The organism is Actinomadura xylanilytica, from assembly GCF_030283145.1.
Classification (GTDB): Bacteria; Actinomycetota; Actinomycetes; order Streptosporangiales; family Streptosporangiaceae; genus Spirillospora; species Spirillospora xylanilytica.
Map to the genome: position 1 here is coordinate 742,981 of NZ_JASNWE010000005.1, position 14,208 is coordinate 757,188.

11 protein-coding genes are annotated in these 14,208 nt (G+C 73.8%); 6 read left to right on the forward strand and 5 right to left on the reverse strand.

Annotated features, from left to right (window positions below):
- The first annotated feature begins 40 nt into the window (after positions 1–40).
- Positions 41–1,984, forward strand: a complete 1,944-nt coding sequence (locus QP090_RS33270) for a helix-hairpin-helix domain-containing protein (RefSeq protein WP_285943635.1) — start codon at positions 41–43, stop codon at positions 1,982–1,984.
- A gap of 139 nt (positions 1,985–2,123) precedes the next feature.
- Positions 2,124–2,783 carry a hypothetical protein gene (locus QP090_RS33275; RefSeq protein WP_285943636.1) on the forward strand — a complete coding sequence of 220 codons (660 nt, stop codon included), beginning with the start codon at positions 2,124–2,126 and terminating at the stop codon, positions 2,781–2,783.
- 97 nt (positions 2,784–2,880) lie between these two features.
- Here the strand turns inward: QP090_RS33275 and fabI are convergent, their stop codons facing one another.
- On the reverse strand, positions 2,881–3,681 hold the full coding sequence (gene fabI, locus QP090_RS33280; RefSeq protein WP_285943637.1) for an enoyl-ACP reductase FabI: 801 nt from the start codon (positions 3,679–3,681) through the stop codon (positions 2,881–2,883).
- A gap of 5 nt (positions 3,682–3,686) precedes the next feature.
- Positions 3,687–4,391 carry a beta-ketoacyl-ACP reductase gene (locus QP090_RS33285; protein ID WP_285943638.1) on the reverse strand — a complete coding sequence of 235 codons (705 nt, stop codon included), beginning with the start codon at positions 4,389–4,391 and terminating at the stop codon, positions 3,687–3,689.
- Between the two features lie 188 nt (positions 4,392–4,579).
- Between QP090_RS33285 and QP090_RS33290 the strand changes: the two genes are divergently transcribed.
- Complete coding sequence (locus QP090_RS33290; protein WP_285943639.1) at positions 4,580–6,079, forward strand: TldD/PmbA family protein; 1,500 nt, start codon at positions 4,580–4,582, stop codon at positions 6,077–6,079.
- Positions 6,080–6,326: 247 nt separating this feature from the next.
- Complete coding sequence (locus QP090_RS33295; protein WP_285943846.1) at positions 6,327–7,706, forward strand: metallopeptidase TldD-related protein; 1,380 nt, start codon at positions 6,327–6,329, stop codon at positions 7,704–7,706.
- Positions 7,707–7,782: 76 nt separating this feature from the next.
- Here the strand turns inward: QP090_RS33295 and QP090_RS33300 are convergent, their stop codons facing one another.
- Complete coding sequence (locus QP090_RS33300; RefSeq protein WP_285943640.1) at positions 7,783–7,995, reverse strand: dodecin; 213 nt, start codon at positions 7,993–7,995, stop codon at positions 7,783–7,785.
- 69 nt (positions 7,996–8,064) lie between these two features.
- On the opposite strand from QP090_RS33300, the gene QP090_RS33305 reads away from it, so the two are divergent.
- Positions 8,065–8,394, forward strand: coding sequence for a DUF3099 domain-containing protein (locus QP090_RS33305; RefSeq protein WP_285943641.1), 330 nt, complete (start codon positions 8,065–8,067; stop codon positions 8,392–8,394).
- Between the two features lie 533 nt (positions 8,395–8,927).
- Positions 8,928–10,079, forward strand: a complete 1,152-nt coding sequence (locus tag QP090_RS33310; protein ID WP_285943642.1) for an acyl-CoA dehydrogenase family protein — start codon at positions 8,928–8,930, stop codon at positions 10,077–10,079.
- 93 nt (positions 10,080–10,172) lie between these two features.
- Here the strand turns inward: QP090_RS33310 and QP090_RS33315 are convergent, their stop codons facing one another.
- Positions 10,173–10,946: a helical backbone metal receptor gene (locus QP090_RS33315; protein ID WP_285943643.1), complete on the reverse strand. Its 774-nt coding sequence runs from the start codon at positions 10,944–10,946 to the stop codon at positions 10,173–10,175.
- Between the two features lie 10 nt (positions 10,947–10,956).
- The gene (gene icmF, locus QP090_RS33320) at positions 10,957–14,193 is read right to left on the reverse strand and encodes a fused isobutyryl-CoA mutase/GTPase IcmF (protein ID WP_285943644.1); all 3,237 of its coding nucleotides are present in this window, start codon (positions 14,191–14,193) and stop codon (positions 10,957–10,959) included.
- Positions 14,194–14,208 lie beyond the last annotated feature (15 nt).

Genomic DNA, 14,208 nt, shown 5'->3' on the forward strand with positions numbered 1-14,208 from the left:
GTCCGCACCGCCAGACCTGACCAAGCCGTACGGGAAGCACGTGACCGACTCAAACGACGCCCAGACCGACCCCACCGACGCGCCCGACGCCCCCGCGCCGCCGGCCCCCCGAGCCGGGGCGGCGACCGCCCGGCTCGGCGAGCTGCTCGCCTCGGCCGGCGTGCCCGCGTCCTTCACCGCCCGCACCGCGGCACGGCTCGGCCCGGACGCGGCCGGACGGCTGCGCGCCGATCCCTGGCGGCTGCTGAAGGTGCCCGGGGTGCAGCCCCGGCAGGCCGACCACTTCGCCCGCCGGCTGCTGGGGGAGGACGCCCGCCCGGACGACCCGCGCCGGGGCAGGGCGCTCGCGCTGCACGTCCTGACCGGCGCCGCCCGCGACGGGCACACCGTGACGCCGGCCGCCGACGTGGTGGCCGCGCTCGAGCGCATCCGGGCGGCCGACCCGCGCCGGGCCGTCGAGGACGCGCTGAACGAGGGCGAGGCGCTGGCGCTCACCGAGGAGCCCTCCTTTGACGAGGCCGGCTTCGACGAGGACGAGGACGAGGACGCCGAGCCGCCCGAGCCCGAGGAGACGCTCGGCCTGGCCCGGTGGGCGCTGGCCGAGGAGGCCGCGGCCGAGGGGTTCCAGCGGCTGACGTTCACCGCGGCGCCGCTGCTGGACGACGCGGCGGTCAAGGAGCTGCGGGCCGGGCTGTCCGAGGACCGCTCGCTGGCCCTGACGGCCGCGCTGCGCACCGGGGTGAGCGTCCTGCGCGGCGCGCCCGGCGACGTGGAGCGCACCGCCGTGTACATCGCGGAGGCCGCGGCCGGCGCGGGGCTCCGCGCCGCCGTCGTCGCCCCGACCGAGCGTGCCGCCGCCGTCCTCGCCGCCCAGGTGAGCGCGGCGGGGCGCGGCGGGGACGGCGACGGCGCCCCGGACGCGAGCGCAACGGACGCGAGCGCAACGGACGCGAGCGCAACGGATGAGGGCGCAGCGGACCGAGGCACCGCGGGCGCGGACGCGGGCGTCGTGGTGACCTCGCTGCACCGGCTGCTGGAGCCGCAGGACGATCCCTCGGCGGCGCCGGGCACGATCGTGTTCGGGCGGGGCGAGCAGCGTCCGTTCGAGCTCGACCTGGTGGTGCTTCCGGACGCCGCCGGGCTCGACGTGGAGCTGTGCGCGGTGCTGGTGGAGGCCTGCGCCGACGGCACCCACCTGATGCTGGGCGGCGAGCCCGGCGCGCTGCCGCCCGCCGGTCCCGGCCGCCCCCTCGGCGACCTGGAGGACTCCGAGACGGTCCCGGTCATCGAGCTGGACGCCGCGCCGTCCGGCGGCCCCCTCGGCACACTGACGGCCGCGGTGCGCGCGGGCGACCTCGTCGCCGTCGAGGCTCCGGGCAAGGAGGTCGTGATCGTCCCCGCCGCGAGCGCCGGGGAGGCGGTGCACCGGGCCGTGCAGCTGGTGACCGACTCGATCCCCCGGGCCCTCGGCGTCCCCCTGGAGGAGATCCAGGTGGTGGCCCCGGCGGCCGGCGGCGAGGCGGGCGCCACGGCGCTCAACGCCGCGCTCAAGGCGCGGCTGAACCCGGGCCCCGGCGCGTACGGCGGGCTGGACCCGGGCGACCGGGTGGTCGTCGCCGCGCCGCTCCGGCAGGCCGCGGCGGGCGAGATCGGCGTCGTCACCGGCGCGGGCCCGGACGGCCTGGAGATCGAGTTCGCCGGCGGGCCGGTCACCGTGGCGGCCTCCGACGCGTCCGGGCTGCGGCACGGCTGGGCCGTCCCGGTGTGGCTGGGGCGGGGCACCCGGCCGGCCGCGGTGGTGGCGGTCATGTCCGAGGACGGCGCGGGCGCCGCGCTGTCGCGGCCGGCCGTCTCGGCCGCGTTCGGGATGGCGCGCCGGCACCTGTCGGTGGTGCAGGCGGCCGGTCCCGCGCTCGCCCGCGCCGTGCGGGAGACGGGCGCCCCCGCGCGCCGCACCAGGCTGGCGAGGCTGGTGGTGCCGTGAGAAATCCCGGTGCCGATGTTTACCCGTGACGCCGCGTGAGGCACGATCGATGCCGAGGGCGCGAGCGTGACCGTGACCATGCCGTCCCAAGATCGCTGGACGGCATGTCGACAACTGCATCCGGCATTTGAGGAGTGACATGCCCCAGCGACGACGCTTCAGGCGGCTCGGCTCGGCGACGACGGTCTCGGCGGGCGCCCTGGTGCTGCTGTTCCTCGGCGCTCCGGCGGCGTCCGCGGGTACGGCGGGCACGAGCGGGCAGAAGCCGTGCAAGAAGGGCACCGACCCCGCCAGCACGATCGAGAACTGGAAGTGCCAGCTCGGCAACATGCGCGAGAGCCTCACCCCGAAGCCCCCGCAGAAGTCCCCACAGAAGTCGCCCGCCGGGAAGCCGAAGAGCACCTCGGTGGGCAAGAAGGTCAAGAAGCGCACCCCGGCGCGCACGCCGTCCCGCCCGTCCACGCCGTCCGGGGGCGTGCCGTCCGGCGGCGGGGCCAGCGCGCAGAGCGCCCCGAGCGGGCTGCGGCCCTACTCCCCCGGCACGGCCCCCGAGGCCGGCTCCGGGCTGCCCGGCGTCCTGCCGACGCCCGAGGTCGCGGCCGCCCCGCGCGGCTACCCGCCCCCGGCCGGGACGGGCGCCGGCGGCACCGCGCCGCAGGCGCGCCTCATCTCGGCCGTGGCGGCCTCCCCGCGCGACGACGACCGTACGGTGTGGGTCGCCGCCGCCGCGGGCGCGGCGGGCGCCGTGGGCGCGCTCAACCTCAGCGTGATCGGACGCCGCCGGCGCCGCGTGTTCTGACCGCACGGCAACGGCGAGGCCCCTCCCCCGGAAGCTGTGGGGAGGGGCCTCGCCGTGAGCCGCGCCGCGCGCTGCCCGCCTGCCTGCCTGGCGTCCGCTACCCGGCCGTCTCGGCGGACCCGGCGCCGACGGCGTGCAGCCCGCCGTCCACGTGGACGATCTCGCCCGTCGTCGCGGGGAACCAGTCCGACAGCAGCGCCGCGCACGCCCGCGCGGTCGGCTCGCTGTCCTTGATGTCCCAGCCGAGCGGGGCCACCTGCGGCCACAGCTCGGTCATCCCCTCGAACCCGGGGATGCTCTTGGCGGCCATCGTGGCGAGCGGGCCCGCGGCGACCAGGTTGACCCGGATGCCCTTCGGGCCGAGGTACTTGGCCAGGTAGCGCGAGCACGACTCCAGGCCGGCCTTGGCCACGCCCATCCAGTCGTACACCGGCCACGCCTTGGACGCGTCGAAGTCGAGCCCGACCACCGACCCGCCCTCCGTCATCAGCGGCAGGCAGGCCATGGTCAGCGACTTGAGCGAGAACGCCGAGGCGTGCACGGCGGTCGCCACGTCCTCCCACTCGGTCTCCAGGAAGTTGCCGCCGAGCGCGGTCTGCGGCGCGAACGCGATGGCGTGCATGACGCCGTCGAGCCGGTCGATGCCGTGCCCGCGCAGCGCGCCCTCCAGCCCGGCGAGCTGCTCGGCGTCGGTCACGTCCAGCTCGACGACCGGGGGCGGGGAGTCGGGGCCGGACGGCAGCCGCTTGGCGGTCCGCTGCGTCAGCGTCGGCCGCGGGAACGCGGTGAGGACCACCTCGGCGCCCTGCTCCTGCGCGACCCGCGCGACGTGGAAGCCGATGGAGGCGTCGGTGAGGACACCGGTGACCAGGATGCGCTTGCCTTCGAGGATTCCCATGTCGTTCAGTGCCCCATTCCGAGTCCGCCGTCGACGGGGATCACGGCCCCGGTAATGTAGCCCGCGTCCACTCCCGCCACGAAGGCCACCGCCTTGGCGACCTCCTCCGGCTGCGCCATCCGGCCGAGCGGGATCGCGGCGGTGATCCCCTTCTGCTGCTCCTCGGTCAGCGCCTGGGTCATGTCGGTGTCGACGAACCCGGGAGCGACCACGTTGACGGTGATGTTGCGCGACCCGAGCTCGCGGGCCAGCGACCGGGCCAGGCCGACCATGCCCGCCTTGGACGCGGCGTAGTTCGCCTGGCCCGGCGAGCCGAGCAGCCCGACCACCGACGAGACCAGCACGATGCGTCCGCTGCGCTTGCGCATCATGCCCTTCACGCCGCGCTTGGCGACGCGGAACGCGCCGGTCAGGTTGGTGTCGAGCACGGAGGTGAAGGTGTCCTCGCTCATGATCGCCAGGAGCGTGTCCTTGGTGATCCCGGCGTTGGCCACCACGACCTCGACGGGGCCCTGCTCCGCCTCGACCTTGGCGAACGCCGCGTCGACGTCCTCCATGCTGGTCACGTCGCAGCGCACCCCGAACAGGCCCGCGGGGGGCTCGCCGGAGCGGTAGGTCACGGCCACCGCGTCGCCGGCGGCGGCCAGCTCGCGGGCGATGGCCAGACCGATGCCCCGGTTACCGCCGGTCACGAGGACAGAGCGACTCATGTGTCGTACCCCTCCATTAGCTGTGTCCGCCGGGGGTTCCCCCAGCTGAGCTGCGGTGTGTCGTTCCATCACAACAGCGACCGAGATTATCGGTCCCCCGGCGGTATGGAGATGTACCGAACCGACAAGATCCCCTCTCCTCGCTTTGTTCGGAGCGCCTCCGGGGCGGACGGAGTAGGTTGCGGAGAGTGCATGACATCGATCCCGCCTTCACCGCGCTGCCGCTGCGCGCGCTGGCCGACGCGGCGCTGAGCCGGGCCCGGGAGCTGGGCGCCGAGCACGCCGACTTCCGCCTGGAGCGCATCCGGAGCCAGACCCTCCGACTACAGGACGCCGCCCTGGAGACCGCCCTGGACGCCGACGACTTGGGCCTGTCGGTCCGGGTCGTCAAGGACGGCACCTGGGGCTTCGCCGCCGGCATCGACCTCACCCCGGACGGCGCCGCCCGGGTGGCCGCGCAGGCCGTCGAGGTCGCCGCGGTCGCCTCCCCCGTCAACCGCGAGCCCATTCAGCTGGCCCCGGAACCCGTGCACGGCGAGCGGACCTGGGTCTCGTCGTACGAGACCGACCCGTTCGAGGTGCCGACGACCGACAAGGTCGCGCTGCTGGCCGACTGGAGCCGCCGGCTGCTCGGCGACGCCCATGTCGACCACGTCGACGCCACCCTGCTCCAGGTCAAGGAGAACAAGTTCTTCGCCGACCTGGCCGGCAACGTCACCACCCAGCAGCGGGTCCGCCTGCATCCGGTGGTCAACGCCGTCGGCATCGGCGACGGCGTCGTCGACACCATGCGGACCCTCGCCCCGCCGGCCGGGCGGGGCTTCGAGTGGCTGACCGGCGCGCACTGGGACTGGGACGGCGAGCTCGCCCGCATCCCCGGCCTGCTCGCCGAGAAGCTGGCCGCGCCGTCGGTCGACGCCGGCGTGTACGACCTGGTCGTCGACCCGTCCAACCTGTGGCTGACCATCCACGAGTCGATCGGGCACGCCACCGAGCTCGACCGGGCGCTCGGGTACGAGGCCGCCTACGCGGGCACCTCGTTCGCCACCCCCGACAAGCTCGGGAACCTCCGGTACGGGTCGCCGGTCATGAACATCACCGGCGACCGCACCGCCGAGCACGGGCTGGCCACCATCGGCTACGACGACGAGGGCGTGCGGGCCCAGTCGTTCGACATCGTCTCGGGCGGCCTGTTCACCGGCTACCAGACCGACCGCCGCATCGCCCGCCTCACCGGCGCCGAGCGCTCCAACGGCTGCGCGTTCGCCGACTCGTCGGCGAGCATGCCGATCCAGCGGATGGCGAACGTGTCGCTCCGGCCCGACCCGGACGGGCCGGGCACCGATGAGCTGATCGCCGGGATCGACCGCGGCATCTACGTCGTGGGCGACAAGAGCTGGTCGATCGACATGCAGCGGTACAACTTCCAGTTCACCGGGCAGCGCTTCTACCGGATCGAGAACGGCCGCCTGGCCGGCCAGCTCCGCGACGTCGCCTACCAGGCGACCACCACCGACTTCTGGAACTCCATGGAGGCGGTCGGCGGCCCGCAGACCTACGTCCTGGGCGGCGCGTTCAACTGCGGCAAGGGCCAGCCGGGCCAGGTCGCCCCGGTCAGCCACGGCTGCCCCTCCGCGCTGTTCCGCGGGGTCAACATCCTCAACGCCCTGAAGGAGGCCGGCCAGTGAGCGTGGCCAAGGCGCGCCGCGCGCGCTGGACCGAGGAACGCGCGCAGCGACGAAGGAGCGAGCACGTGACGAGGGAAGCGCGTGCGAACCAGCGCGCCGCAGGTGAGCGGAGAGCACAGAGCGAGCCTGAGGCGCGCCGCGCGCGCTGGACCGACGAACGCGCGCAGCGACGAAGGAGCGAGCACGTGACGAGGGAAGCGCGTGCGGAAAAGCGCGCCGCAGGTGAGCGGGGAGCACTGTGAGCGTGATCAAGCCGCAGGAGGCGGTGGAGCGGGCGCTGGGGCTGTCGCGGGCGGACGACTGCATCGTCATCGCCGAGGAGTCGGGGGGCGCCAATCTGCGGTGGGCAGGGAACACGCTGACCACCAACGGGGTCACGCGGTCGAACCGGCTGACCGTGATCGCGCTGCGGGAGACCGGCGGGGGCGTCGCGGCGGGGGTGGTGTCGCGGGCGGCCGTGGGCGCGGACGGGATCGAGGAGCTGGTCCGGGCCGCCGAGGCCGACGCGGCGGGCAACGGGGCGTCCGAGGACGCGGCGCCGCTGGTCGCGGGCGACGGGTCGGGGGAGCGGGGGTGGGACGATCCGCCGGGCGAGACGGGCATCGGGGTGTTCGGCGAGCTCGCGCCGGCGCTCGGCGCGGCGTTCGGCGCGGCCGAGGCGCGCGGCGACCGGCTGTACGGGTTCGCCAACCACACGCTGACCTCGACGTTCATGGGCAACTCGGCGGGGCTGCGGCTGCGCCACGACCAGCCGACCGGGCTGCTGGAGCTGAACGCCAAGGGGTCGGGCGGGTCGGCGTGGACGGGGGTCGGCACCCGCGACTTCACCGACGTGGACGTGCCGGGGCTCACCGCGGGCCTGGCGCGGCGGCTCGACTGGGGCGAGCGCCGGATCGACCTGCCCGCCGGGCGGTACGAGACGCTGCTGCCGCCGAGCGCGGTCGCCGACCTGATGATCTACCTGTACTGGTCGGCGGGGGCGCAGGACGCCCAGGACGGCCGGACGGTGTTCAGCGCGCCGGGCGGCGGCACCCGGGTCGGGGAGAAGCTGGCGAGCCTGCCGGTGTCGCTGACCAGCGACCCGCGCGCGGCGGGGCTGGAGTGCGCGCCGTTTGTGGTGGCGCACTCGTCCAGCCGCGAGTCGTCGGTGTTCGACAACGGCGTCGGCCTGGGCGCCACCGACTGGATCTCCGGCGGCACCCTCACCTCGCTCGCCCAGACGCGGCATTCGGCGGGGCGCACCGGGCTGCCGCTCACCCCGGCGGTCGACAACCTCTCGATGACCGGGCCGGGAGGCGGCGCCACGCTGGACGACATGGTCGCGCGCACCGGGCGCGGGCTGCTGCTGACCTGCCTGTGGTACATCCGGGAGGTCGACTCGCAGCGGCTGCTGCTCACCGGCCTCACCCGCGACGGGGTCTACCTCGTCGAGGACGGCGAGGTGGTGGGGGCGGTCAACAACTTCCGGTTCAACGAGAGCCCGGTGGACCTGCTGTCGCGGCTCACCGAGGTCGGCGCGACCGGGCCGACCCTGCCGCGCGAGTGGTCGGACTACTTCACCCGGGCGGCGATGCCGGCGCTGCGGGTGGCCGACTTCAACATGTCGACGGTCTCGAAGGCGTCCTGAGGCGGGCCGGGGCCGCGGGACCGCCCTCGGGCGGCCCGCGGGTCCCCGGGCCCGCGTCCTGGGCTCCGCGGGGCGCTCAGTCGTCCTCCAGGCGGAAGCCGACCTTCATCCCCACCTGGAAGTGCGCCACCTCCCCGTCGGCGATCTGGCCGCGGACCTGGGTGATCTCGAACCAGTCCAGGTGCCTGAGGGTGCGCGAGGCGCGCCGGACCCCGTTGCGGACGGCCTCCTCCATCGAGTCGGGAGAGGTCCCCACGATCTCGGTCACCCGGTACGTGCGATCGGTCATGTCACTCCTTCCCCAGTCGTTGCCCAACCTGGTGTCGCGTGCCGGACTCCATGGGCTTACCGTGGAAACGTGAAGGTCAATCCACATCGGGGGCCCGAGGTCTACACGGTCACCGACGCGCCCCGCCCGATCTCCGAGGACATCGGGCACCGGCAGCGGCGCTATCTGATGTCCATGGCCATCCGCACGGGCTGTTTCGTCGGCGCGGTTGTGAGCGGCATGGCGGGCGCCCCGTTCTGGGCGGTCGGAGTCCTGGTGCTGGGCGCGCTGTTCCTGCCCTACATCGCCGTGGTCGTGGCGAACGGGGGGCGCGAACCGCAGGCGCGGGCGCGCTTCCAGGACGCCGGCGGGCCGCAACACAAGCCCGTTTCCGGACAGCGGCCGGAAATCGGGTCGTGACATTCTCTTGACTAACAGCGGGGGGTTTCGGTGTACGATTTGTACCGGCGCTCTGATCCCCCGTCGGAGCGCCCGTGCCGGTGTTCCGGGCCCCCGTCGGAACACCGATGATGCGGCGCCGGGTGGATTGCCCCCGTATCCACCCGGCGCCGCTTTTCATGTCCGGGATCTTCCGGCGAACTCCCCGTTGCCCCCTTTTGAAAGCGCGCGGCACGGATCGTCGTACCGGGCATAGAACGCAAGGCCCAACTCTGGCCTGCTCCGGCCAGGCACCAAAACGGCCGTCGCCGCCGTCGGGCGAGGCCCGGCCCGGCCGGGAACCGGACCCGCCGCGCAGGGGGGCGCCCCGAACCGCCCGGTGCAGATCATCATGTTCGGGTATGAGGAACGCGTGGGCCCAGGCGGGCGGCCCGCTCCCCCGCCACCGATCTCCCTCCGCACCGCCCGGCCCGCCGATGGTTCTAGAATCAGATTCGAAGATGCTGTGACGTTCCGTCAGCCGTCCGGCTGATCGTGTGGGAGAGGGGCAGGCCGTGCGCCGTACCGTGTTCAACGAGGACCATGAGGCGTTCCGAGCGACGATCCGCGACTTCATCGCGGCCGAGGTCGTGCCCGTCTTCCCCGACTGGGAGGAGGCCGGCCACCCGCCCCGGGACTTCTACAACAAGCTCGGCGAGCTGGGCGTCTTCGGCATCACCGTGCCCGAGGAGTACGGCGGGGCGGGCGAGGACAGCTTCAAGTACGCCGCGGTGATCTCCGAGGAGACCGCCCGCGCCGCGGTGAACTTCGGCTCCACCACCGTGCACGTGAACCTCGTCCTGCCCTACCTGCTCCAGTACGGCAGCGAGGAGCAGAAGAAGCGGTGGCTGCCGCCCTTCATGTCCGGCGACATGATGACCGCGATCGCGATGACCGAGCCCGGCACCGGCTCCGACCTCGCCGGGATGCAGACCACCGCGAAGCTGGACGGCGACCACTACGTCCTGAACGGGGCCAAGACCTTCATCACCGGCGGCGTGCTCGCCGACATGGTGCTGGTGGTCGCCCGCACGTCCCCCGCGACGCCGGAGAACCGCCGTGCCGGGCTGTCGATCCTCTGCGTCGACACCAAGAGCGAGGGCTACCAGGTCGGCCGCAAGCTCCAGAAGATCGGGCTGCGCACCTCCGACACCGCCGAGCTGTCGTTCACCGACGTGCGGGTGCCGGTGGAGGACCTGCTCGGCGAGGAGGGCCGCGGGTTCGAGTACCTGGCGCACAACCTGGCCGAGGAGCGGCTCGCGATCGCCGTCCAGTCCTACGCCTCGGCCGCCGCCGCGGTGGAGTTCGCCACCGCCTACGTCAAGGACCGCACGGTCTTCGGCAAGAGCGTCGCCTCGTTCCAGAACACCAAGTTCGTGCTCGCCGAGTGCGACACCGAGGTGGAGGCCGCCCGCTCGATGGCCGACCGCGCGATGGAGGCGCACGACCTCGGCGAGCTGACGCCCGCCGACGCGGCCAAGACCAAGCTGTTCTGCACCGAGGTGCAGGCCCGCGTCGTCGACAAGTGCCTCCAGCTCCACGGCGGCTACGGCTACATCCTGGAGTACCCGATCGCCCGCCTGTACACCGACGCCCGCGTCACCCGGATCTACGGCGGCACCAGCGAGGTCCTCAAGACCATCATCGCCAAGCAGCTCGGCGTCTGAGCCCCGGCGCGGCGCGCTCAGCGGCGCCGCGCTGCCGTCCGCGGTGGTCGTCGCCGGGGTCCGGGGGTCACGGCTGGTGCGCCGTCCGCGGTGTCATGGCCGGTGCGGTGCGGCGGCGGCGAGCTGCTCGGCGAGCACGCGGGGCGCCTCCACCAGGGACGGTCCGTACCAGGTGAGGTACCGGCCGCTGACCAGCGCCGCGTCGGTGCTGGGGAACGCCTCGGGGCCGTCGTCGGCGGTGAAGCGGTACGGCTCGTCGGGCAGGACGACCAGGTCGGCGCCCGCCGCCGTCAGCTCGTCCAGCGGGATCTTGGGGTACCGCTCGGCGTGCCCGCCGTAGAGGTTGCCGACGCCGAGGCGCGCCAGGACGTCGCCGGTGAAGGTGCCGTGGCCGACGACCATCCAGGGGCGCCGCCAGATCGGGACGACGGCGGCGCGGTGCGCGGAGGGCTCGGTCTCCCGCCAGGCGCGGGCGGCGTCGGCGAGCCAGGCCGGGGCGGGGACGCGGCAGCCCTCGACGAGCATCCGGCGCAGGGACGCCAGCGCCTCCTCGACGGTGCGGATCTCGGTCATCCACACCGGGATCCCGGCGGCGCGCAGCGCCTCGATGTCGGGCGCGCGGTTCTCCTCGGTGTTGCCGATCACGAGGTCGGGTTCGAGGGCGGCGACGCGGCCGAGGTCGGGGTTCTTGGTGCCGCGGACCCGGGCGACGTCCAGTCCCGCGGGGTGGGTGCACCAGTCGGTCGCCCCGGCGAGCAGGCCCGGCGCGGTCACGGCGACGGCCTCGGTGAGCGAGGGGACGAGCGACACGACCCGGCGCACCCGGCCGCGGACGGGGACCGGGGCGCCGGTGTCGTCGGCCGTCATCCCCGCTCCCTCACACGTTGCGCCGGTACTGGCCGCCGACCTCGAAGAACGCCTCGGTGACCTGCTGGAGGCTGCACACCCGCGCGGCGTCCATCAGCACGGCGAACACGTTCCCGCCGGACCTGGCCGCCTCCTTGAGCGCCCCGAGCGCGGCCTCGGCCTCCTCGCGGTGCTCCTGCTGGAAGGCGCGGACCCGGTCGAGCTGGGAGCGCTTCTCGACCTCGGTGGCGCGGGCGAGCTCGACGGTCTTGGCCTCGCCGTGGCCGGCGGCCGGGTCGCGGAAGGTGTTGACCCCGATGAGCGGCAGCGACCCGTCGTGCTTGCGCCGCTCGTACAGCATCGACTCGTCCTGGATCCGGCCGCGCTGGTAGCCGGTCTCCATCGCGCCGAGCACCCCGCCGCGCTCGCTGATCCGGTCGAACTCGGCGAGCACGGCCTCCTCGACCAGATCGGTGAGCTCGTCGATGACGAACGAGCCCTGGAGCGGGTTCTCGTTCATCGCCAGGCCCCACTCCCGGTTGATGATCATCTGGATCGCCAGCGCACGCCGGACCGACTCGGCCGAGGGGGTGGTGACGGCCTCGTCGTAGGCGTTGGTGTGCAGGCTGTTGCAGTTGTCGTAGATCGCGGTGAGCGCCTGGAGCGTGGTGCGGATGTCGTTGAAGTGCATCTCCTGGGCGTGCAGCGAGCGGCCCGAGGTCTGCACGTGGTACTTCAGCTTCTGGCTGCGCTCGTTGGCGCCGTACCGGTCGCGCATCGCCACCGCCCAGACGCGGCGGGCGACGCGGCCGAGCACGTTGTACTCGGGGTCCATCCCGTTGGAGAAGAAGAACGACAGGTTGGGCGCGAAGTCGTCGACGTCCATGCCGCGCGCCAGGTACGACTCGACGTAGGTGAACCCGTTGGCCAGCGTGAAGGCGAGCTGGCTGATCGGGTTGGCCCCGGCCTCGGCGATGTGGTAGCCGGAGATCGACACCGAGTAGAAGTTGCGGACGCCCTCGGCGATGAACCACTCCTGGATGTCGCCCATCATCCGCAGCGAGAACTCGGTCGAGAAGATGCAGGTGTTCTGGCCCTGGTCCTCCTTGAGGATGTCGGCCTGCACGGTGCCGCGCACCGTGGTGAGCGCCCGTTCCCGGACGGCGGCGGCCTCCGCGCCGTCCGGCTCGCGGCCGTGCTCGGCCCGGAAGGCGTCCAGGCCCTGGTCGATCGCGGTGTTCAGGTAGAACGCCAGGATCGTCGGGGCCGGCCCGTTGATCGTCATCGACACCGAGGTGGTGGGCGAGGCGAGGTCGAACCCGTCGTACAGCGCCTTCATGTCGCCGAGCGTCGCGATCGAGACGCCGGACGTGCCGACCTTGCCGTACACGTCGGGACGCTCGTCCGGGTCGCGGCCGTACAGGGTGACCGAGTCGAACGCGGTGGACAGCCGGGTCGCGGGCTGGCCCTCCGCCAGGAGCTTGAAGCGCCGGTTGGTGCGGAACGGGTCGCCCTCCCCGGCGAACATCCGCGCGGGGTCCTCGTTGTCGCGCTTGAACGCGAACACCCCGCCGGTGAACGGGAAGCGTCCGGGCAGGTTCTCCGCGCGCAGGAACCGCAGGAGCTCGCCGTGGTCGGTGTAGCGGGGCAGGGCGACGCGCGGGATGCGGCTCCCCGACAGCGACTCGCGCGCGAGCGTGGTGTGCAGCTCCTTGTCGCGGACGCGCACCACCTGCTCGTCGCCGGAGTACGACTCGGCGACGGCGGGCCAGCCCTCGATCAGGGCCGCGTTCTCCCGCCCGACCTCGCGGCGGGCCTTCTCCAGGAGTCCCGCGACCTCCTCGGCGCCCGCCTCCGACAGCTCGGCGCGCACCGCGTCCAGGCGCTGCACGCGCCGTACGGCCTCGGCCTGCGCGGCGGTCTCGGCGTGGTAGCCGCGCACCGTCTCGGCGATGTCGGACAGGTACCGGGCCCGGGCGAGCGGGACGATCTGCGCCACGCTCGTGGAGGTCTTGGTGCCGGCCTCGGGCAGCGTCCCCGGCTCCAGCGGCAGGCCGTGCCCGGCGAGCAGGCCGGTGAGGTGCTGGTAGAGCGCGGTGACGCCGTCGTCGTTGAACGTGGCGGCGCTGGTGCCGAAGACGGGCATGTCGCCGGGCCCCGAGCCGAACGCCTCCCGGTTGCGGACGAGCTGCCGGGACACGTCGCGCAGCGCGTCGGCGGCGCCGCGCCGCTCGAACTTGTTGATCGCGACCACGTCGGCGAAGTCCAGCATGTCGATCTTCTCCAGCTGCGACGCGGCGCCGAACTCGGGCGTCATCACGTACAGCGAGACGTCGACCAGGGGCACGATCGCCGCGTCGCCCTGCCCGATGCCGGGCGTCTCCAGGATCACCAGGTCGTAGCCGGCGGCCTTGCAGGCCGTCACGATGTCCTCGATGCCCTCGGGCAGCTCGCGGGCGCCCCGGGTGGCCAGCGACCGGAAGAATCCGTGGTCGCCGTCCAGCGCGTTCATCCGGATCCGGTCGCCGAGCAGGGCGCCGCCGCCGCGCCGCCGGGTCGGGTCGACCGCCAGGATCGCGACGCGCAGCTTGTCCTGCTGGTCGGCCCGCAGCCGCCGGACCAGCTCGTCGGTGAGCGAGGACTTGCCCGACCCGCCGGTGCCGGTGATGCCGAGCACCGGGACGCGGCGTCCGGCGGCGGCCCGCGCCAGCACCCGGCGGTCGGCGGCCGGCAGCCGGCCGGCCTGGAGCGCGGTGATCGCGCGGGCCAGCGCGGGCCGCTCCCCCGCCACGACCGCGTCGGCCGGGGCGGGCTCGGCGGCCAGGTCCACGTCGCAGTCGCGGACCAGCTCGTTGATCATGCCGGGCAGGCCGAGCCGCTGGCCGTCCTCGGGCGAGAAGATCCGCACGCCGGCCGCCGCGAGCCGCTCGATCTCCGCGTCGACGATCACGCCGCCGCCGCCGCCGAAGACCCGCACGTGCCCGGCCCCGGCCTCCTCGAGGGCGCGCGCGAGGTACTCGAAGTACTCCACGTGCCCGCCCTGGTAGGAGCTGACCGCCACGCCCTGGGCGTCCTCCTCCAGCACCGCGTCGACGACCTGGCGGACGGAGCGGTCGTGCCCGAGGTGGACCACCTCGGCGCCCTGCGACTGGAGGATCCGCCGCATGATGTTGATGGCCGCGTCATGCCCGTCGAACAGGGCCGCCGCCGTCACGAACCGGACCGGGTGCACCGGCGCGTGCAGCGTCCCCTCGTCCTGGCGCGTCACTGGCCACCTCCAGAT

Bases quoted from the DNA above. Each gene is read 5' to 3' on its own strand.
- QP090_RS33275 (WP_285943636.1), top strand. From the start codon at position 2,124: ATGCCCCAGCGACGACGCTTCAGGCGGCTCGGCTCGGCGACGACGGTC.
- QP090_RS33300 (WP_285943640.1), bottom strand. From the start codon at position 7,995: ATGACCGATCGCACGTACCGGGTGACCGAGATCGTGGGGACCTCTCCC.
- QP090_RS33315 (WP_285943643.1), bottom strand. From the start codon at position 10,946: ATGACGGCCGACGACACCGGCGCCCCGGTCCCCGTCCGCGGCCGGGTG.
- fabI (WP_285943637.1), bottom strand. From the start codon at position 3,681: ATGGGAATCCTCGAAGGCAAGCGCATCCTGGTCACCGGTGTCCTCACC.
- QP090_RS33285 (WP_285943638.1), bottom strand. From the start codon at position 4,391: ATGAGTCGCTCTGTCCTCGTGACCGGCGGTAACCGGGGCATCGGTCTG.